We start from the raw sequence: 20,379 nt of genomic DNA on the forward strand, positions 1-20,379 counted from the left end.
GATACCTCCACGTCACTGACAACCCACCGGCCATTCGACTATATGACGTGGATCACAGTTCGTGGAGGTCTCTGGCGATAATCGTCGCAAACTTACTTTCCGGAGTAGACCGCTTTGCCCGGTCCGACCTCGAGGAAACTGCGGACAGCGCCGCGTAGGTCATCGGTGGCGAACAGCGCACCGGACACCCCGGGAGTCACCGAATCCGCGTGGGCGATCCCGCCGGAACGCCAGGCCGCCACGATCTGCTTGGTGGCGTCGTGGGCTCGCGTGGGCCCGTCCGCCAACCGGGCCGCCAGGGCACGCGCCGCAGCATCGACATCGTCGTGAACTGCATTGACGACGCCCCACGAGTGCAGGGTTGCGGCGTCGTAGAGATCGCCGGTCATGACCAACTCCCGAGCCCGTCCGGAACCGGCGCGCTCGGCCAAACGCTGCGGTCCACCCATGGACGGCGTCAGACCGACCACTGTCTCGACCAGTCCGAACTTCGCCTTCGGCGCCGCGAGGATGATGTCGCAGGCCAAGGAGATCTCGAAGGCAGCAGTCAGCGTCAGCCCGTGCGCCGCGTAGATGACCGGGCACGGCAACGCCTCGAGCGGATGGCAGATCTGGGCGAACAGTTCGCGCCACAATTCCGCTCCCTGCTCCGGGTTCAGTCCGTCGAACACATGGACGTCGACGCCGGCCGAGTTGACCTTGCCCTCGGCGCGCAGAAGCACAGCGCGCGGTGGGTTTTCGGTCAGCGCTGCAACATCCGCGATGACGGCGTCGAACATGGCCTGATCGAACAGATTGAGTGGTCCGTGCGCGAACGTCAGGACAGCCACCTCGGCACCACCATCGGTGGTGAAGCGCTCGAGACGGGTGGGATGCGATTCGGGAGCAGTCATGCCGCCACACTGCCACATCGAACCGGCCTACGATCGTCGGGTGGACGGTCTGAGAAATGCACTCGCGGACGTTGTGGGACACCGGTTCGTCGTCGACGACGCCGACGTGTTGGCGACCCGTTCCACCGACCAGACAGGGCGCTACAGCGGGCGCGCCAGCGCTCTGGTCCGACCCGGAAATACCGCCGAAGTCTCGGCAGTGCTGAACGTGTGCCGCTCGCGCGGCGTACCGGTCACCGTTCAGGGCGGGCGAACCGGTCTGGTCGCCGGGACGGTGCCCGAGCACGACGACGTCCTGCTCTCCACCGAACGCCTCGAGGCGATCGGCGAAGTCGATGTTGCCGCCGGTCGGATCGCCGTCGGTGCGGGAGCGACACTCGCGCAGGTACATTCGGCGGCCGCCGCCGCCGGTTTGAAGTTCGGTGTCGACATAGCCTCGCGGGACACTGCGACGATCGGCGGCATGGTCTCCACCAATGCCGGTGGCCTGCACACGGTTCGATACGGGAACATGGCCGAACAGGTGCTCGGACTCGAGGTGGTACTCCCCGACGGAACTCCTGTGCGCCGGTCACCGAAAGTGTTGTCCGACAATTCCGGATACAACCTGCCCGCACTGTGGGTGGGCAGCGAGGGAACTCTTGGGGTGGTCACGGCAGTCGATCTGAAACTACGACGGGTACCGACTCACCGGGTCACGACGCTGACCGGTTTCGACCGACTGCAAGACGTCGTGGACGCGGGGCGCACGTTGCGCACTCTCGACGGCGTCGACGCATTGGAGTTGGTGGACGGCCGTGGACTCGAATTGGCCGCACGCCATTTGAACGCCGCGGTGCCGACGGGGCGACCGTGGTACCTGCTCGCCGAGGTGTCCGCGGCCCACGATCCGCTGGAAGACCTGGCCGAGCTGCTCGAACGCATCGACCCACCGCAGACCCCGGCAGTGGCGGTCGACGATCCCGGCTCGACGCGTTTGTGGGCGGCGCGGGAGTGTTTCGCCGAAGTGGTCGGACTGTTCGGTCCCCCACTGAAATTCGACGCGGCGCTGCCGCTGGACTCGCTTGCCACCTTCGCCGAGGACGCCGCGGCGGTGATCGCGAGTCGTGCCCCCGAGGCAATTCCGATCCTCTTCGGACATGTCGCCGAGGGAAACATCCACCTCAACGTCCTGAACTGCCCGAACGCCGACACCGTGTACCGCAGCGTCCTCGAACTGGTTCGCGATCACGGCGGAAACGTCAGTTCCGAGCACGGGGTGGGCTCGCTCAAACGCAACTATCTGAACCTGGCCCTCTCTGCGGAGGACATAGCCACGATGTGGGCGATCAAGCGAGCCCTGGACCCGAGCGACTATCTCAATCGTGCAGTGATGTTTCCCGACGCGCTTCGGCACTGACGGCCATCGCGTCGTCGTGTGCGTCGCCGCGCAGAGGCCGAGCGAAGCACACCGAAGCGACGAAGCCGATGAGCAGCACGCCTGCGGGCAGCCAGATCGACTCCGACATCGCCGTGCTGAACGGTTCACGGACGAACTCGGGTAGGTGACCCACTCCGGCTTCGGAACTGCCGCCGGTCAGACCCTGTGCCGCCAATCGTGCGGTGATCAGTGCTCCGATCGCGGCACTGCCGAGAACCGCACCCACCTGCCGGGTGGTGTTGTAGACGCCCGCCCCGGCGCCGGCCTGCATCGGAGGCAGGTTGTGTGTGGCGGTGGCCGCGAGCGGCGACCAGATGCATGCGTTGGCGAAGCCGATCAGGCCGATCGGCAGGAGCAGTTCCCAGATCGCGACGTCGGGAGACATAACCAATGCCAGCCAGCCCAGGGCGATCGCGAACAGCAGGAAGCCGGTGCCCGCGATGTAGCGCGGATGCGTCTTGTCGACGAGCTTGCCGATGATCGGCGCAAAAATGCCGGTCAGCACGGCCATCGGAACGAGGAGGAGCGCCGACTGCGTCGGGGAGAGTCCGCGAACTGCCTGGGTGTAGAACATCAGCGGAAGGACCATCGACGTGATCGCGAAGCCCATCGCGGTGATCGCGACGTTGGCGAGCGAGAAGTTGCGGTCCTTGAAGAGTTCGAGTGGGAGCAAGGGCTCGTTCTTGTTGCGCGACTGGTAGAACACGAACACCGCGAGCAACACCACACCGGCGCCGATCAGGCTCCAGACGAATCCGTTCCAGTCGTACGAACTGCCTTCCTACATTCCGAACACGAGCAGGAACATGCCTGCGGCGCTGAGAATCACGCCGGGGATGTCGAACTTGTGCTCGCTGGTCGGCAACGACGGAACAAGCTTCCACGCGAGGAGGAAGGCGATGACACCGACCGGGACGTTGACGATGAAGATCCATTCCCAGCCGAGATTGTCGACCAACACACCACCGGCAAGCGGACCGACCAGCGTCGCAACACCGGCAACCGCGCCCCACAGGCCCATTGCGGCGCCACGCTTGTTCGGCGCGAACGTGCGTGTGATGACGGCCATCGTCTGAGGCGTCATCATTGCGGCGCCCAGACCCTGGAAAGCCCTTGCCACGATGAGCATCTCGACGCTGCCGGACAGACCACACCACAGTGAAGCGCCGGTGAACAGTACGAGGCCGATCATGTACAGGTTCTTCGGTCCGAACCTGTCACCGAGCCGGCCGGTGACGAGCAGCGGCACCGCGTACGCCAGCAGGTACGCGCTGGTGACCCAGACGACCTTGTTGATGTCGGTGCCGAGGTCCTCCATGATCGCAGGGTTGGCGACAGCGACGATGGTGCTGTCCACCAGAATCATGAAGAACCCGATACACAGCGCCCACAGCGCGTGCCAGGGATTGACCTGCTTTTCCATCTTCAGTCCTTAGGTAGTGCGGACGAGCCTGCGGAGCCGGCCAGCCGGTCGAGAAGTTCTTGTGAGAGCCAGGGCATTTCGCCGCTCTCGATGTCTGTCACCAACGCGCCGATCCACTCTCTTTCGGCGACGGTCAGTGCGTGGGCGTAGTCCGCGCCCACCGTGAAGATTCGTGGTTTTTCCGCCGCCTTCAGCGCTTCGTAGTCGGCCTCGAATTTCGCGATCGTCTTGTCGAGGTGCGCGAGACGAATTCGAAGCATCTGACACGCGGTGGACGCGGAGAGGTTGTGCATTTCAGCGAGCGCGAGCGGCAACCGCGGATACTCCCGCACCGGAACCGCCAACATCTCACGTAGTTGATGCTCGAGGGCCTCACGGCCCCGGGCGGTGATCTCGTACGTCGTCCGTTCGGGCCGGTTGCCCTCACGATCGGTCCCGATCGAAGCCAGAAGTTCCTGCTTCTCCAACCGGGAAACCGTGTGATAGAGCGATCCCGGCTTGATCTTCACCAACTGATCGCCCCGGCGAACCGAGGCCAGTTGATACATCTCGTACGGATGCATCGAACGCTCGGACAGCAGGCCCAGAACGGTGATTCCCAGAGGCGTCAGAGACACGTCACCCATGAGTCCCCCTCCCTGACAAGCCGCAATTGACTATTTCTTGACTATTCCACCTGAAATAGTCCACATGGAATATACGACCTCTGTCCATCTCGATCAACCCGTTCGAATCGGACTAGCCTGTAGCGAGTGGACGAACATCACCTCGACATCATCCGACTCGCTTGGGCACGTGAACTGGGCCTCGGCGACTCGGCACTTCGGCCGGCACACACGGCCCGCGTCGTCGGCGACGACATCCACGTTCTCGATCTGGCAGGCTCAGGTGCAATCGTCGGGCCGCAGTGGTTCATCGAGCGCACCGAGGACATCTCCGTCGACGCCCTGCTGCAACCGGCGCGTCTGCTCGAGATCGCCGGCGATCACGGCGGCCGAATCACCGGCCCCGTCGATCTCGCTTTCCTCGGCGACTACACGGACGCGCCACCCGACGAGCAACTACTGATTTCCCACGACATCGACGACGCCCTCGCCGTCGCTGCGCTGTGCCCACCCGACGACAGCACCACAGCCGACCTCCGGAACCGGACGCGGTGGTTCACCGCCCTCACCGATTCCACCGAGGTGCTCGGATGCGCGGCGTACTCCGAATTTCAGGGATTCGTGGCAGATCTCACGACCCTGACTGCTCCAGCGCATCGCCGTCACGGAATCGGCTGCGCAGTAACGCTTCTCGCTGCGGAGGACGCTCTCGATTCCGGATTGATCCCGCAGCTACGCACAAGTCGCGGCAGTGCGATCGGAGCGACGCTTCCACGTAAAGCCAAATTCGACGTTCTGGGGGCATACGCTCGGGTACACGTGCACCTGCCCAGTTGACACTCGAACGAGAGGGACCGCAGATGAGTACGGAAGACGGCGCGAGCGAACCGACATTCGTCGAAGAGGGTCGTGAATTCAAACGCGACACCAACTACATCCCGACCCGGATCACCGAGGACGGCCGCGACGGGTACCCCGTCGAACCCGGGCGATACCGGTTGATCGTGGCACGTGCCTGCCCGTGGGCAAACCGCGCCATCATCGTCCGCCGCCTACTCGGCCTCGAAGACGTACTGTCGATGGGCATCTGCGGTCCGGTTCACGACAAGCGAAGCTGGACTTTCGATCTCGACCCGGGCGGCGTCGATCCCGTACTGAAGATCCCGCGACTGCAGGACGCATACTTCGCCCGAGATCCCCACTACCCCAGGGGAATCACGGTGCCCGCCATGGTGGAGATCGCCACGGGCAAGGTGATCACGAACGACTACCCACAGATCACCCTCGACTTCTCGACGCAATGGAAGAAGTACCACCGCGAAGGCGCACCGGATCTGTACCCGGAGCCCTTGCGAAACGAAATCGACGAAGTGGCCGAGTACGTTTTTCGCGACGTCAACAACGGCGTCTACCGCTGCGGTTTCGCCGGTTCACAGCAGGCGTACGACGAGGCATACGACACGCTGTTCGCTCGCCTCGACTGGCTCACCGAACGTCTTGCCCGGCAACGTTTCCTGGTGGGCGACACCATCACCGAAGCCGATGTGCGCCTGTTCACCACGCTGGCGCGGTTCGATCCCGTCTATCACGGCCACTTCAAGTGCAACAGAAGCAAACTCAGCGAGATGCCGGTGCTGTGGGACTACGCGCGCGATCTGTTCCAAACCCCCGGATTCGGTGACACCATCGACTTCACACAGATCAAAGCGCACTACTACATCGTGCATTCCGAGATCAATCCCTCCGGAATCGTGCCCAAGGGACCGGAATTGACACACTGGCTCGAACCGCACGGACGCGAACAGTTGGGTGGCCGACCGTTCGGGGACGGCACACCACCTCATCCGCCCATCCCGTCGGAAGTGGTTCCGGCAGAGCACTGGGCCACCAGGTAGGTCGCGGGGGGCTACTCCCCTGCGTACGTGCCGAAACTCCAGTACACACCTTCGGGATCACGGCAGGTGAACCCCCGCGAACCGTAGTCCTCGTCGCGCAATCCCTGCGTGATCGTGGCGCCCGCGGCGACAGCGCGTTCGTGGAGTGCATCGGCGGCGTCCGCGTCGTCCACGACGATGTACACCGATCCGATTCCAGGCGGCAGGCCGGCGATCGCCGAATCGGTGCGCGGCGAACCCAACATGATGCCGCCACCGCCCGGCCAGTCGAGTTGGGCGTGGTCCACCACGTCTCCCTCTCCGTAGACGGCCTTCTCCACGAAACCGAAGGTGCTCACCAGAAAGTGGATTGCCGCACGGGCGTCGAGGTAGCGCAGCGTCGGCCAGATGGTCGTCGAACGAGATTCCGAAGTGGCGGTCATAACACTCGAACTCCTGCCTGGGAAAACTCACGAAGAAAACCGAGTCTCGTACGAGCCTATGGCCCCGGTGATCACCGCCGCCAGCGAAAACTTCACCTATTCTCGAGATACGGTCCACCTCGCTTCAGAGGAGGACAACTGTGGAGGGGCAGCAATGAGCAAGTCGACGAACAACGACAGCGGGCGTATCGAGAAGGTCCTCGTTTCCGTTCTCGACAACGGAAGCCGCCTGCAAGCGCCCGCAGTGGCCAAATACGTCAACCATGTCCGTAAGGCCCACCCCGACGAGTCACCTGCTCAGATCGTCGAGCGGATGGAGAAGATGTTCATTCTCGCCGTGACCGGAAGCGGCAGTGCCGTCGGCGCCACCGCCGCGGTGCCGGGCGTCGGAACGGTCGCGTCGATCGCTGCCGTCGGTGCGGAATCGGCTTTCTTCCTCGAGGCGTCAGCGCTGCTGACGTTGGCAATCGCGTCAGTGCATGGAATCTCCGTACAGGATCACCAGCAACGACGTGCCCTGGTCCTGGCAGTCGCCCTCGGCGAATCCGGTATGGAGATCGTGCAGAAGGCCACCGGAATCACAGCCAAGAACTGGGGAACGGCAATCACGAGCAAGATTCCCGGACCCACGATGAGGGGAATGAACAGCACCCTCGTGCGGAAATTCGTGACCAAGTACGCCGCCAAGCGCAGCGCACTGATCCTCGGCAAGCTCGTTCCCGCCGGAATCGGTGCGGTCATCGGCGGTGCGGGCAACCGTGCAATCGGCAAGGGCGTCGTCAAGAATGCGCGCGAAGCCTTCGGACCGGCACCGGCCAGGTGGACCGACCACCTGATCGTGATGCCTGCCGACGATGCCGCAGTGCTTCCCCAGACGGAGACACGCCGGGCCATCCGCAGATAGCCGTCCGGGCCGTAGGCTCGCATCACGTATTCGCCGCCGACCCGGGAGCAGCATTGACGAACACCGCAATGGGATCCTTCTCTGCCCCCATCGAGATTCGTGGGTTGACGAAGACGTTCAAGGCGGCGCGCGCGGTCAACGACCTGAGCTTCGACGTTCAGGCGGGCTCGATCACCGGGTTTCTCGGCCCGAACGGTTCGGGCAAGACGACCACGTTGCGGATGCTCCTCGGACTGGTGTCACCGACGTCGGGATCGGCCACGATCAACGGCACCCCGATGCGTTTGCTGCCCAACCCGGCCCGGACCGTCGGCGCAGTACTCGACGTCGGCAGTCTCCATCCGAAACGAACGGCGCTCGGACACCTCGAGATCTACGCGGCCGCTATCGGCATGCCGACTCAGCGCGCGGCGCAGGTGCTGGACATGGTCGGTCTGAGATCGGTCGGAGTCCACAAGACCGGCACCTTCTCGCTCGGGATGCGCCAACGCCTGATCCTTGCCACCGCGATGCTCGGTGATCCCGAGATCCTCGTGCTCGACGAACCCGCGAACGGTCTCGACCCCGAGGGCATGGCGTGGCTTCGTCAGTTCCTGCAGACCTTCGCCGGTTCCGGCCGAACGGTTCTGATCTCGAGTCACGCGCTTCGTGAAGTGGCAGCGACCGTCCACAGCGTGGTCATCGTCAGCGCCGGCTCACTCGTCTACCAAGGGACCATGGACGAACTTCGCCGCTCGCAGCGCAGTCGACTGCTCGTCTCGTGTTCCAACCCAGCGCTCCTCGCCACGGCATTGGCCGCTCGCGGAATCATCGACGCCCAGATCACGCAGGACGGACGGCTCGCCGTGGGCGGCACCGACACGTCGGTGCTCCCACCGGTGGCATCCGCCGCCGGTGTCACGATCTTCGGCGTCGCAACCGAAGGCGCAGATCTCGAGCAACTGTTCCTCGCGATGACAACACCGCAGTACGCGGTTCCCCAGGTCGGATACCACCGCCCACCCGGTCCCGGTTCCGGACCGGGCTATTACGGCCCTGCCGCATACGGACCTTCCGGAGGACACCGATGACCACGCTCGTGCGCGCGGAGACACTCAAAGTTCTCACCCTGCGCTACTGGTGGGCACTGGCCATCGCACCGGTCGTCGTGGCCGTGCTGATTGCTGCCTCGACTCGGACGTTCGTCGAAGTCGTGGCCGATTCGGCTGACACCACCTTCGACGTCGATGTCGTGTCCACCGGCGTCAGCCTCGGTGTCTCCAACACGCTTGTCCTGGTGTTCGCGGCTGTCTTCGGAGCACTCACCGCCGGATCCGAATTCGGCTACAAAACTCTCACCACGACGTTCCTCACAGCTCGCGGCCGTGACGGAGTTCTCGGCGCAAAACTTGCCGTCGTCGCGGTATTCGCCGTCGGCTACGCGTTGGCGGTCGAAGTAGTCAGCATCGGCGCGATGTTGCTCTTCGGCCGGGACTTCAGCTTCACCACCGATCTCTTCGCCATCTGCGCCGCAGGCATTCTGGCGTGCGCTCTGTGGGCACTGCTCGGCGCCGGGGTGGCACTGCTCACCGGTTCGTCGATGGCCGGTGCCCTCTCGATCATCCTGTGGTTCGTCTTCGGTGAATGGATCGTCCGCGCAGTGCTGCTCGCGATGGATCTCGGTGGGATCGGGGCCGCGCTTCCGGTGTCGGCCACGATCGGCACGATAGTCAATGCGGCCCCGTCGATCGACGTCGACGCGTTTGCGTCCTGGCCGAGCGGCCCGATGATGCTGGCAGCTTGGGTGGTTCTGTTCTGCGGGCTCGGTTGGCTGCGGACCAGGACCCGCGACATCACCTGAAAAGGCTGTCTGGGGCCGGGTCTACCGTGGATCTCGATGAACACGATCAACACGGACAGTCCGGTAGCTGGAGAGGTCGATCGAGCTCCGGGCTGGATCCGCCGCTTGGCGCACGCATGCTGGTTGCACCGAAGAGTTGCCATCGGCGCGCTTCTGGTGACCGTCATCGCTTCGGCGATCGACATCTCGTTTCCTCTTCTGACCCGCTATGCGCTCGACGCCGCAAGCCAGGAGAACCCAGGCAAGGTGATCGGGTTCGTCGCGCTGGCGATCGCGCTGCTCGCGGTCGTCCGCTTCGCGTGCCAGTACGGCCGGCGGATGCTTGCCGGCCGACTCTCGCTCGATGTTCAACACGACTTGCGGCTCGCCTTGCTCGGCTCGCTGCAACGCCTCGACGGACGCGGGCAGGATCAGATCCGCACAGGCCAGGTGGTATCCCGGTCCATCACCGATTTACAACTCGTCCAGGGTTTGCTCGCGATGGTGCCGATGTCCGCGGGTGCGCTCCTGCAATTCGTGCTCGCGATCGGCATCATGGCGTGGCTCTCGCCGCTGTTGACTCTCGTCGCTGTCGCCGTCATCCCCGCAGTAGGGCTGGTGGTGTTCCTGATGCGACCGATGCTCTTCGCCGCAACATGGTCCGCGCAGCAGCGGGCCGCCGACCTCGCCCAACATGTCGAGGAAACCGTCACGGGCGTGCGCGTCGTCAAGGGATTCGGGCAGGAACAACGAGCCGTCGACCAACTCGAAAAGCACAGCCGCACGCTGTATTCGGAGCGTCTTCGCGCCGCGTGGTTGAACGCGAAATTCGCGCCGACCATGGCCGCCTTGCCCCAGCTGGGGCAGGTGGGAGTGATCGCCCTCGGCGGGTATCTCGCACTGCACGACAAGATCACCGTGGGAACGTTTCTCGCGTTCGCCACCTACATCGTGACGATGACCGGCGTCACCCGAACTCTGTCGTCGGTCATCGTCATGGCGCAGCTTGCGCGCGCCGCTGTCGAGCGTGTCTACGACGTCATCAACGCTCAGCCGGACATCGCCGATCCTGACCATCCGGTGGACCTGCCCGACGGTCCGCTCGGCGTCACTTTCGAAGACGTCGCATTCGGATTCGACACCGAACGCGACGTCCTGACCGGGCTGAACCTCCGCATAGAACCGGGCGAGACCGTCGCCGTCGTGGGGCCGGCCGCGTCGGGCAAGACCGCGTTGTCCTTGCTTCTCCCCCGGTTCTACGCCCCGACTTCGGGTGTAGTGACCGTCGATACCGCGGGCGAGACGTTCCCCATCGGCGAACTGCGCACAGAACAGCTTCGTGCCGCCGTCAGCCTGGTCTTCGACGAACCTTTCCTGTTCTCGGACACCATCGCCGCCAACATCGCACTGGGGCGCGAGGACGCCTCCGACGAGGACATCCGCGCCGCAGCTGCATTGGCACAGGCAGACACCTTCATCGAGGCACTCCCGGACGGATACGACACCGTTGTCGGTGAACGAGGTCTGACGCTGTCGGGCGGCCAGCGTCAGCGCATCGCGCTTGCCCGAGCCCTCCTCGTCGACCCGCGGATTTTGGTCCTCGACGACGCCACCTCCGCGGTCGATGCGGCAACCGAGGCTGCGATCTTCGACGCGTTCCGGGCCAGACGACGGCAAACCACGCTGATCCTCGCGCACCGGCGATCCACCTTGACGCTGGCAGATCGCGTCGCGGTTCTCGACGGCGGACGGATCATCGACTCCGGAACCGTGGACGAGCTGGAAGCGCGATGTCCGCTCTTTCGCGCCCTGTTCTCCTCGCCGCCGGAACTATCCGCCGAAATCGACGAGGCCGGCCCTGATGCTTTCGGACATCAACGCCGCGAGCCCACAGCCGAGCAGCTGTGGCCGCAGGCTCCGGAATCCGAAGCCGACAGCACTACCGCTTCGGCGCAGAGTGCCGGCGGACCGATGGCCGGAGCGCTCAGCGGAATCGCGGTGACTCCGTCTCTGCGGGCAGCAGTCGACGCTCTCCCACCCGCACGCGAAGACCCCGGAATTGCTCCTGAGAGCCTGCGCGAATCGAATCCACAGTTCTCACTCCGACAGATCTTGAGGCCGGTCCGCTGGGTTCTACTGGCGGTTGCCGTGTGCCTTGCCCTGGACTCCGCCGCGGCGATCGCATTTCCCTCCCTCGTCAGATATGCGATCGACCACGGAGTCGTGACCGCAGACAGCACCACACTCTGGATCGCGACGGCGTTCGGCGCGCTCCTGGTCGCCGCAGACTGGGTCATCGTGGCGGTCATGACGGTGCTCACGGCCCGAGCCGGTGAACGCGTGCTGTTCGGGCTCCGCGTCCGCAGCTATGCACACTTGCAGCGCCTGGGTCTGGACTACTACGAACGGGAATTGTCCGGCCGCATCATGACGCGTATGACCACCGACGTCGACGCGCTCTCGTCGTTCATCCAAACCGGTATGTCGACGGCGATCGTGAGCGTCCTGACCGTCGGCGGAATTTCGATCGCCCTCCTGGCGACCGACGTGACGCTCGGCCTGGTGGCGCTGGCCGTCATCCCACCGCTCGTGGTCGCGACCGTGGTCTTCCGCAAGATCTCCTCGGTTGCCTACAGCCAGTCCCGCGAACGGATCTCGCTCGTCAATGCCGACTTCCAGGAGAACATCGCCGGTCTGCGAGCGGCTCAGGCCTACCGCCGCGAAGAAGGTGCTGCGCGTAGGTTCGCAGAACGCTCCGAGAGCTACCGCCGATCGCGGATGCGCTCGCAGCGAGCCATTTCGATCTACTTCCCTTTCATTTCGTTCCTGTCCGACCTCGCGTTGGCCGCGGTCGTGTTCGTCGGTGCGCACCAGATCGCCAACGGATCGACTTCGCCCGGCGTACTGATCGCTTTCGTGCTCTACCTCGGTCTGCTGTTCGGACCGATTCAGCAACTCTCACAAGTGTTCGATGGTTACCAACAGGCAAACGTCGGATTGCAACGAATCGGCGACCTGCTGCGCACTCGCAGTTCGATCGAGACTGCCGACAGCGAGGATTTGATCGCGATCTCCGGACGACTCGACGGCGCCGTCCATCTCGACGGGGTCGGGTTCCGGTACTCGGGTGCGGACGTCGACGCCCTCTCCGATTTCGATCTGCAAATCCCGCCGGGCACGACCGTCGCTCTGGTCGGCCGAACCGGTGCCGGGAAGTCGACGGTCGTGAAGTTGCTCGCCCGCTTCTACGACCCGACGTCCGGATCGGTCGACGTGGACGGAACCGACATCCGGAACTTCCACCTCTCGCAGTACCGACGTCGCCTCGGCGTGGTCCCACAAGAAGCCCATCTGTTCACCGGCACGGTCGCCGACAACATCGCGTACGGCAGGCCGTCGGCGTCGCACGCGGAGATCGAGGAAGCGGCACGTTCCGTCGGCGCACTGAATTCGATAGCCGACATGCGTGGAGGCATGAATCATCCCGTCGGCGAGCGCGGCCAGGGGCTCTCGGCGGGCCAACGCCAACTGATCGCATTGGCCCGTGCCGAACTCGTCGACCCGGACCTTCTGCTCCTCGACGAGGCGACCGCGACGCTCGATCCCGCGACCGAACGAATGGTGCTCGAAGCAAGTCGGTCGGTCACCCGGAAACGGACTTCCGTCGTCGTAGCTCACCGCCTCGCGACAGCTGCCCGAGCGGACCTCGTTGTCGTAGTTGACCGGGGACGTATCGTTGAATACGGCCCGCACGATGTTCTGCGGTATGCCGGTGGTCACTACTCGGGACTCTGGGATGCATCGCAGGCGCGTGAGGGGAATAATCTGACGTCGAGAACTGTCATCGAAGGCAACCCCGTCGCGTGACAGTCGGCACGGATTTGTACCGCCGAGAGGTAGTGCGCGATCGCAAGATCACGGACTTCCGTGAGACAGCTCACAAATTGTGTGCCGCACAATTGCTCGTCACACGCTCGGGCTAATCTCATGTATATAGGCGCTCTGATCGGGTACCGAAATAGAAACGAGGCGAACACCTGCCGTGAGCAGCAGTTCTACATCCCAATTCGGACAGAACCAGTGGCTGGTTGACGAGATGTACCAACGCTTCCAGGACGATCCGTCGTCCGTGGATCCCAGTTGGCACGAATTCTTGACCGATTACTCGCCGGACTCGGCGAACACGGGAGGTGGAAACGGGACTGCCTCGAACGGCAACGCGGCTGCACCCGCCGCTGTTGTAGCTCCGCCTGCTGCTCCCAAGGCCACGCCTCCCGCCCCCAAGACCGCACCTCCTGCGCCGGCTGCCAAGGCTGGCGCTCCGGCCCCCGCGAAGACGGCAGCGCCCGCCGCCAAGGCCGCCCCGGCCCAGCCCGCAGCAGCCAAGCCCGCGGCCGCTACTGCCAAGCCCGCCCCTGCCGGCGGAGCCGAGGAAACCAAGGTTCTCCGCGGCGCCGCAGCCGCAGTCGTCAAGAACATGTCGCTCTCGCTCGAGATCCCGACTGCAACCAGCGTGCGTGCCATCCCCGCGAAGCTGATGTTCGACAACCGCATCGTCATCAACAACCACCTCGCGCGTACCCGCGGCGGCAAGATCTCGTTCACCCACCTCTTGGGTTACGCGATCGTCCAGGCAGTCAACGCGTTCCCCAACATGAACCGGCACTTCGCCGAAATCGACGGCAAGCCGAACGCGGTCACGCCCGAGCACACCAATCTCGGACTCGCGATCGACCTTCCCGGAAAGGACGGCAACCGCTCACTGGTAGTTGCCGCCATCCGGAACACCGAGTCGATGAACTTCGTCCAGTTCCACGCGGCATACGAGGACATCGTCCGACGCGCCCGTGAAGGCAAGCTCACCGGCGAAGACTTCACCGGCGTCACCATTTCGCTGACCAACCCGGGCGGTATCGGCACGGTTCACTCCGTTCCTCGCCTGATGAAGGGCCAGGGCGCCATCATCGGTGCCGGCGCGATGGAATACCCCGCCGAGTTCCAGGGCGCCAGCGACGAGAAGCTGGCCGAGATGGGCGTCGGCAAGTTGATGACTCTCACCTCGACCTACGATCACCGCATCATCCAGGGTGCCGAGTCGGGCGATTTCCTGCGCACGATCCACAACCTGCTGATCAGCGACGAGTTCTACGACGAGATCTTCCACGCGCTCGGCAACCCGTACGAGCCGGTGCGGTGGCGCAAGGACGTGCCGGAAGGCGCTGTCGACAAGAACACCCGCGTTCTCGAACTGATCGCTGCATACCGTGACCGCGGCCACCTCATGGCCGACACGGACCCGTTGCAGTTCGTCAAGGACAAGTTCCACAGCCACCCCGACCTCGACGTCATCAGCCACGGCCTGACGCTGTGGGATCTGGACCGTGAGTTCAAGGTCGGCGGCTTCCACGGTCAAGAGAAGATGAAGCTGCGCGACGTGTTGAGCGTGCTGCGCGACGCGTACTGCCGCCACGTCGGCGTCGAGTACACGCACATCCTCGAGACGGATCAGCGTCAGTGGATCCAGGACCGCGTCGAGGGCCATCACGCCAAGCCTTCGGTCGCTCAGCAGAAGTACATCCTGAGCAAGCTCAACGCCGCCGAGGCCTTCGAGACGTTCCTGCAGACCAAGTACGTCGGCCAGAAGCGCTTCTCGCTCGAAGGCGCCGAAGCCGTCATCCCGATGATGGACGCCGTGATCGACCAGGCCGCCGAGCACCAGCTCGACGAGGTCGTCATCGGCATGCCGCACCGTGGCCGTCTCAACGTGCTTGCCAACATCGTCGGCAAGCCGTACTCCAAGATCTTCACGGAGTTCGAGGGCAACATGAACCCGGCAGCCGCTCACGGCTCCGGCGACGTGAAGTACCACTTGGGTGCCAGCGGAACGTACATCCAGATGTTCGGTGACAACGACATCGCTGTCTCCTTGACCGCAAACCCATCGCACCTCGAGGCCGTCGACCCGGTTCTCGAAGGCCTGGTCCGCGCCAAGCAGGACATCCTCGACAAGGGTGAAGAAGGCTTCACCGTCCTGCCGCTCATGCTGCACGGTGACGCTGCATTCGCCGGTCAGGGCGTTGTCGCCGAGACGCTCAACCTCTCGCTGCTTCGCGGTTACCGCACCGGTGGCACCGTGCACATCGTCGTGAACAACCAGGTCGGCTTCACCACCGCTCCGGAACATTCACGCTCGTCCGAGTACTGCACCGACGTCGCGAAGATGATCGCCGCACCGGTCTTCCACGTCAACGGCGACGACCCCGAGGCTTGCGTCTGGGTTGCTCAGCTGGCCGTCGACTTCCGTGAGAAGTTCGGCAAGGACGTTGTCATCGACCTCATCTGCTACCGCCGTCGCGGTCACAACGAAGGCGACGACCCGTCGATGACCCAGCCGGCCATGTACGACGTCATCGACACCAAGCGCAGCGTTCGTAAGAGCTACACCGAGTCCCTCATCGGCCGCGGTGACATCTCGCTCAAGGAAGCCGAAGACGCACTTCGCGACTACCAGGGCCAGCTCGAACGGGTCTTCAACGAGGTCCGTGAACTCGAGAAGTTCCAGCCCGAACCGTCCGAGTCCGTCGAACTCGACCAGACTCCCCCGGCTCGCCTGACCACGGCTGTCGCTCCCGAGGTCCTCGAGCGCATCGGTGATGCGTTCGTCAACGTCCCCGACGGCTTCACCGTTCACCCGCGCGTCAAGCCGGTTGCCGAGAAGCGCCGCGAGATGGCCCGTGAGGGACATGTCGACTGGGCGTTCGCAGAATTGCTCGCGTTCGGCTCGTTGGCCGAGCAGGGTGCCTTGATCCGCCTCGCGGGTCAGGACTCCAAGCGAGGAACGTTCACGCAGCGTCACTCGGTCCTCATCGACCGCAAGACCGGCAACGAGTACAGCCCGATCGCCAAGATCGCTGCCGACGCCGAAAACGGCGGCAAGTTCATGGTCTACGACTCCGCACTCACCGAGTACGCAGGTCTGGGCTTCGAGTACGGCTACTCGGTCGGTAACCCCGACGCTCTGGTCCTGTGGGAAGCGCAGTTCGGTGACTTCGTCAACGGCGCGCAGACCATCATCGACGAGTTCATCTCTTCGGGTGAGGCCAAGTGGGGTCAGCTCTCCGACGTCGTGCTGCTCCTGCCGCACGGTCACGAGGGTCAGGGTCCGGACCACACCTCCGGTCGCATCGAGCGTTTCCTTCAGCTGTGTGCAGAAGGCTCGATGACCGTTGCGGTTCCGTCGACTCCGGCCAGCTACTTCCACCTGCTGCGTCGCCATCACCTCGACGGCATCCGCCGTCCGCTGGTGGTTTTCACGCCCAAGTCGATGCTGCGTAACAAGGCTGCCGTCAGCAACGTCGAGGACTTCACGACGGGCAAGTTCCGTTCGGTCTTCGAGGAGCCGGCATACGAGAGCGGCGAAAGCGCACGCGAATCGGTCAAGCGGGTTCTGCTGGTCAGCGGCAAGCTGTACTGGGAACTCCTGGCGAAGAAGCACAAGGACGAGCGTGACGACATCGCCATCGTGCGCATGGAGCAGCTCTACCCCGTGCCGAAGCGTCGCCTCAAGGAGACCCTGGACCGTTACCCGAATGCGGATCAGTTCCGTTGGGTCCAGGAAGAGCCCGCAAACCAGGGTGCGTGGCCGTTCCTCGGGCTGGCTCTGCCGGACCTTCTGCCGGAGACCTTGACCGGTATCAAGCGCATCTCGCGTCGTCCGATGTCCGCTCCCTCTTCGGGATCGAGCAAGGTCCACGCGGTGGAGCAGCAGGAGATCTTGGACGAGGCGTTCCTGCCGACCAACTGATCTCAGTAATTTGACAAGGGCCGGGCCCCACATTCCGCAAGGAGTGTGGGGCCCGGCCTTTCTGCGTTCACGTCAATTCGATTGCAGCAGACCCAGATCCGGCCCCGCATCGAAGCCGACGGCGGCCAGTGCCAACGCGGGCAACGACTGAACCGTCAGGTCGATCAGTTCCTCGCGGGTGATGGCGGGCGCTCGGAGCCAACTGATGGTGGCTTCCTCGACAAACGCGATCCAACCGCGAACGGCCAACTCCACCTGAGGTGTTCGAGTCAGGCCGATCTTCGGGAGCTGATCGAGGGTTCTCTTGGCCATGATGTCGCGAGTCTGCTCGAACACCTCACGCATCTGCGGATCCCCGCTGGCGGTCCCCCGGAGCAGCGAGACGTAGGTATTGCGGTTCTCGGTCACGTAGTCGACGTACGACGCCAGCACCGAGCGGAGGGTGAGCATCGGATCGTCCGACTCGCTCGGCTCGGTGCGCTGGAGCATCTGTTCACTGCTGTGTCGGACGATCGCCAGATGGAACTCGCTTTTCGACGCGAAGTAGTGGAACAGAAGCCCCCGCGAGACACCAGCCTGATCGGCGATGTCCTCGACGGAAATCTGTTCGAGCGGCCGTTCGGCCAGCATCCGCGCCCCGAGGTCGATGAGTTGCGCTCGGCGTTGCGCAGGGTCGAGCCGCGTTCGCTTTACTGCGTCCATGCCCAATAGACTACTGAATATTCGTCAATAAGCTATTGACCGTGACTCAATAAAGGCATATCGTTCCCTACATGAGTCTTCCAGTTACAGATACCTCAGCACCTGCCGCGGATACTCGCCACGTCGGCACACTGATCATCGGCAGTGGTTTCGCCGGTCTCGGTGCGGCGATCAAACTGGCACAGGCCGGCATCACCGACTACGTCGTTCTCGAGCGCGGCAACGACGTCGGCGGGACCTGGCGTGACAACAGCTACCCGGGCGCCGCGTGTGACGTGCCGTCGCATTTGTACTCGTACTCTTTTGCACTCAATCCGGAGTGGACGCGCTCCTTCTCCACTCAGCCCGAGATCTACAAGTACATCCAGTCGGTGGCCAACCGCCACAAGGTGCTCGACAAGCACATCTTCGACTGCGACGTTCTCTCCGCACGCTGGGACGAGGCGTCTGCTCGGTGGCACGTCAGCACCAACAAGGGCGAATTCGTCGCAAAGATCGTCGTCTCGGCCGTCGGCGCATTGTGTGAGCCTTCACTTCCGGACATCAAGGGCATCGACGGCTTCAAGGGCGAGATCTTCCACTCCTCGCGTTGGAACCACGACGCCGATCTGACCGGCAAGCGTGTGGCCGTCATCGGAACCGGCGCCTCGGCCATCCAGATCGTGCCGGCCATCGGCAAGAAGGTCTCGCATCTCGACGTGTACCAGCGCACGGCGCCGTGGATCCTGCCCCGCGCAGACCGCGAGTACACCAAGATCGAGCACCTCGCGTTCAAGTACCTCCCCGGCTTCCAGAAGTTGTGCCGCACCGGTATCTACTGGATGCGAGAGACGCAGGTCGTCGGCCTGGCCAAGGCGCCGGTCTTCATGAAGCCGCTGCAGTTCGCCGCCGAGCGTCACCTGAAGGCCCAGATCAAGGACAAGGATCTTCGCAAGAAGGTCATGCCCAACTTCCAGATCGGCTGCAAGCGCATGCTGATCTCGAACAACTACTTCCCCACCCTCGCCCAGGACAATGTCGACCTGGTGACCGAAGGCATCGAGGAGGTCACCGCCAACGGGATCGTCTCGAAGACCGGCACCACCCGTGAGATCGATGCCCTCGTCGTGGCGACCGGATTCCACGTCACCGACTCCCCCACCTTCGCGGGAATCTTCGGCAAGGACGGACGCTCGCTCGCCGAGGTCTTCGAAGAGACCGGCATGCAGGGATACAAGGGCGCGGCAGTTGCCAACTTCCCCAACATGTTCTTCCTCGTCGGACCCAACACCGGCCTCGGACATTCGTCGATGGTCTTCATGATCGAGTCGCAGATCAACTACCTGGTCGACGCGATCGCCACCATCGACAAGTACGACATCGGCACCATCGAGGTGCGCAAGGACAAGCAGGACAAGTACAACAAGGACCTGCAGGCAGCTATGTCCAAGAGCGTGTGGAACAACGGCGGTTGCGCCAGCTGGTACATGGACAAGCACGGAAACAACACCACCCTGTGGCCTGGCTTCACCTTCCAGTTCCGCAACGCCACCAAGCATTTCGACCTCGCGGCATACCGCAGCGTCGCCACCTCGGATCTCGGCGCCGTCGGCACCGCGACCACTTCACAGATCGACCTCGACGACGAGAAGGCAGTAGCACAATGAGTGATTTTGCAGGCAAGGTCGTAGTCATCACCGGAGCGGGATCGGGCATCGGTCGCGCACTAGCACTGAACCTGGCCGGCCAGGGCGCCAAGTTGGCAATCTCCGACGTGGACACCATCGGGCTCGCCGAGACAACGCGTCTGGTGGAAGCCATCGGCGCCGAGGTGAAGTCGGACCATCTCGACGTCACCCAGCGCGAAGCGGTTCTCGAGTACGCCGACGCGGTTGTCGCCCATTTCGGCAAGGTCAACCAGATCTACAACAACGCCGGAATCGCCTACCACGGCACTTTCGAGAAGTCCGAATTCAAGGACTTCGAACGTGTCATGGACGTCGACTTCTGGGGAGTTGTCAACGGCACCAAGGCATTCCTCCCCCACGTCATCGCATCCGGCGACGGGCACATCGTGAACGTGTCGAGCCTCTTCGGTCTGCTGTCGATGCCGGGTCAGAGCGCATACAACTCGGCCAAGTTCGCCGTTCGCGGTTTCACCGAGTCGCTTCGCCAGGAAATGCTGATAGCCAAGCACCCGGTGAAGGTGACCTGTGTGCACCCGGGCGGAATCAAGACCGCCATCGCACGCAACGCCACCGCAGGCCCGGGTGAAGATCTTGCGGTCTTCTCCGAGTTCTTCGACCGCAAGCTCGCGCGCACCACACCGGAGGACGCCGCCAAGACGATCGTCAACGGTGTTCGGAAGAGCAAGCCGCGAGTTCTCATCGGGATGGACGCAATCGCACTCGACGCCTGGGTTCGCCTCGTAGGATCGGGCTACCAGCGCATCGTCGCGATCGTCGCCGGCCGAATGATGCCCAAGTCCAGCTGAGTTCGTTTCACAGCGCAGT

The 20,379-nt window shown here is 63.7% G+C and carries 14 protein-coding genes and 1 pseudogene; 10 read left to right on the plus strand and 5 right to left on the minus strand.

The features are described 5' to 3' along the window. Positions 1-92: 92 nt before the first annotated feature. Positions 93-893, minus strand: coding sequence for an enoyl-CoA hydratase/isomerase family protein (locus M0639_RS19920; RefSeq protein ID WP_007736151.1), 801 nt, complete (start codon positions 891-893; stop codon positions 93-95). On the opposite strand from M0639_RS19920, the gene M0639_RS19925 reads away from it, so the two are divergent. Further along, entirely contained in the window at positions 892-2,292 is a 1,401-nt protein-coding gene (locus tag M0639_RS19925; RefSeq protein ID WP_064075772.1) for an FAD-binding oxidoreductase, read from the plus strand. The two genes, M0639_RS19920 and M0639_RS19925, sit on opposite strands and share 2 nt — an antisense overlap. On the opposite strand, the pseudogene M0639_RS19930 reads toward M0639_RS19925, so the two are convergent. Further along, a pseudogene (locus tag M0639_RS19930) lies at positions 2,252-3,736 on the minus strand (DHA2 family efflux MFS transporter permease subunit). The gene M0639_RS19925 and the pseudogene M0639_RS19930 sit on opposite strands and share 41 nt — an antisense overlap. A 2-nt stretch (positions 3,737-3,738) precedes the next feature. Beyond that, positions 3,739-4,362, minus strand: a complete 624-nt coding sequence (locus tag M0639_RS19935) for a PadR family transcriptional regulator (protein ID WP_007736146.1) — start codon at positions 4,360-4,362, stop codon at positions 3,739-3,741. A gap of 126 nt (positions 4,363-4,488) precedes the next feature. Here M0639_RS19935 and M0639_RS19940 point away from each other — a divergent pair, with 126 nt between their 5' ends. Next, positions 4,489-5,178 carry a GNAT family N-acetyltransferase gene (locus M0639_RS19940; RefSeq protein WP_064075771.1) on the plus strand — a complete coding sequence of 230 codons (690 nt, stop codon included), beginning with the start codon at positions 4,489-4,491 and terminating at the stop codon, positions 5,176-5,178. A gap of 23 nt (positions 5,179-5,201) precedes the next feature. Then, positions 5,202-6,236 carry a glutathione S-transferase family protein gene (locus tag M0639_RS19945; RefSeq protein ID WP_042450363.1) on the plus strand — a complete coding sequence of 345 codons (1,035 nt, stop codon included), beginning with the start codon at positions 5,202-5,204 and terminating at the stop codon, positions 6,234-6,236. An 11-nt stretch (positions 6,237-6,247) separates the two neighbouring features. On the opposite strand, the gene M0639_RS19950 is transcribed toward M0639_RS19945, so the two are convergent. Continuing rightward, a complete protein-coding gene (locus tag M0639_RS19950; RefSeq protein WP_003945129.1) occupies positions 6,248-6,658 on the minus strand; it encodes a VOC family protein in 411 nt (136 codons plus the stop codon). Positions 6,659-6,812: 154 nt separating this feature from the next. Here M0639_RS19950 and M0639_RS19955 point away from each other — a divergent pair, with 154 nt between their 5' ends. The 5 genes from M0639_RS19955 to M0639_RS19975 all read left to right on the plus strand — a co-directional run bounded on the left by M0639_RS19955 (position 6,813) and on the right by M0639_RS19975 (position 17,185). Next, complete coding sequence (locus M0639_RS19955) at positions 6,813-7,562, plus strand: hypothetical protein (protein WP_003945111.1); 750 nt, start codon at positions 6,813-6,815, stop codon at positions 7,560-7,562. A 68-nt stretch (positions 7,563-7,630) separates the two neighbouring features. Beyond that, positions 7,631-8,632, plus strand: coding sequence for an ABC transporter ATP-binding protein (locus tag M0639_RS19960; protein ID WP_064075770.1), 1,002 nt, complete (start codon positions 7,631-7,633; stop codon positions 8,630-8,632). After that, positions 8,629-9,402 carry an ABC transporter permease gene (locus M0639_RS19965; protein WP_058037435.1) on the plus strand — a complete coding sequence of 258 codons (774 nt, stop codon included), beginning with the start codon at positions 8,629-8,631 and terminating at the stop codon, positions 9,400-9,402. Before M0639_RS19960 ends, M0639_RS19965 begins: the two co-directional genes overlap by 4 nt. A gap of 36 nt (positions 9,403-9,438) precedes the next feature. After that, positions 9,439-13,248 (plus strand): ABC transporter ATP-binding protein, encoded by a 3,810-nt coding sequence (locus tag M0639_RS19970; protein WP_064075769.1) that lies wholly within the window; start codon positions 9,439-9,441, stop codon positions 13,246-13,248. 175 nt (positions 13,249-13,423) lie between these two features. Further along, complete coding sequence (locus M0639_RS19975; protein ID WP_058037433.1) at positions 13,424-17,185, plus strand: multifunctional oxoglutarate decarboxylase/oxoglutarate dehydrogenase thiamine pyrophosphate-binding subunit/dihydrolipoyllysine-residue succinyltransferase subunit; 3,762 nt, start codon at positions 13,424-13,426, stop codon at positions 17,183-17,185. A gap of 72 nt (positions 17,186-17,257) precedes the next feature. Here M0639_RS19975 and M0639_RS19980 read toward each other — a convergent pair whose 3' ends face one another. After that, complete coding sequence (locus M0639_RS19980; protein ID WP_007736130.1) at positions 17,258-17,887, minus strand: TetR/AcrR family transcriptional regulator; 630 nt, start codon at positions 17,885-17,887, stop codon at positions 17,258-17,260. 71 nt (positions 17,888-17,958) lie between these two features. Between M0639_RS19980 and M0639_RS19985 the strand changes: the two genes are divergently transcribed. Then, entirely contained in the window at positions 17,959-19,533 is a 1,575-nt protein-coding gene (locus tag M0639_RS19985; RefSeq protein WP_064075768.1) for a flavin-containing monooxygenase, read from the plus strand. Further along, the gene (locus tag M0639_RS19990) at positions 19,530-20,360 is read left to right on the plus strand and encodes an SDR family NAD(P)-dependent oxidoreductase (RefSeq protein ID WP_007736128.1); all 831 of its coding nucleotides are present in this window, start codon (positions 19,530-19,532) and stop codon (positions 20,358-20,360) included. The genes M0639_RS19985 and M0639_RS19990 overlap by 4 nt, the downstream gene beginning before the upstream one ends. The last annotated feature ends 19 nt before the right edge of the window (positions 20,361-20,379 follow it).

The sequence above is a fragment of the Rhodococcus qingshengii JCM 15477 genome (assembly GCF_023221595.1).
Classification (GTDB): Bacteria; Actinomycetota; Actinomycetes; order Mycobacteriales; family Mycobacteriaceae; genus Rhodococcus_F; species Rhodococcus_F qingshengii.

Bases quoted from the DNA above. Each gene is read 5' to 3' on its own strand.
- M0639_RS19925 (WP_064075772.1), top strand. From the start codon at position 892: ATGCCGCCACACTGCCACATCGAACCGGCCTACGATCGTCGGGTGGAC.
- M0639_RS19920 (WP_007736151.1), bottom strand. From the start codon at position 893: ATGACTGCTCCCGAATCGCATCCCACCCGTCTCGAGCGCTTCACCACC.
- M0639_RS19935 (WP_007736146.1), bottom strand. From the start codon at position 4,362: ATGGGTGACGTGTCTCTGACGCCTCTGGGAATCACCGTTCTGGGCCTG.
- M0639_RS19945 (WP_042450363.1), top strand. From the start codon at position 5,202: ATGAGTACGGAAGACGGCGCGAGCGAACCGACATTCGTCGAAGAGGGT.
- M0639_RS19950 (WP_003945129.1), bottom strand. From the start codon at position 6,658: ATGACCGCCACTTCGGAATCTCGTTCGACGACCATCTGGCCGACGCTG.
- M0639_RS19955 (WP_003945111.1), top strand. From the start codon at position 6,813: ATGAGCAAGTCGACGAACAACGACAGCGGGCGTATCGAGAAGGTCCTC.
- M0639_RS19960 (WP_064075770.1), top strand. From the start codon at position 7,631: ATGGGATCCTTCTCTGCCCCCATCGAGATTCGTGGGTTGACGAAGACG.
- M0639_RS19965 (WP_058037435.1), top strand. From the start codon at position 8,629: ATGACCACGCTCGTGCGCGCGGAGACACTCAAAGTTCTCACCCTGCGC.
- M0639_RS19970 (WP_064075769.1), top strand. From the start codon at position 9,439: ATGAACACGATCAACACGGACAGTCCGGTAGCTGGAGAGGTCGATCGA.
- M0639_RS19980 (WP_007736130.1), bottom strand. From the start codon at position 17,887: ATGGACGCAGTAAAGCGAACGCGGCTCGACCCTGCGCAACGCCGAGCG.
- M0639_RS19985 (WP_064075768.1), top strand. From the start codon at position 17,959: ATGAGTCTTCCAGTTACAGATACCTCAGCACCTGCCGCGGATACTCGC.
- M0639_RS19990 (WP_007736128.1), top strand. From the start codon at position 19,530: ATGAGTGATTTTGCAGGCAAGGTCGTAGTCATCACCGGAGCGGGATCG.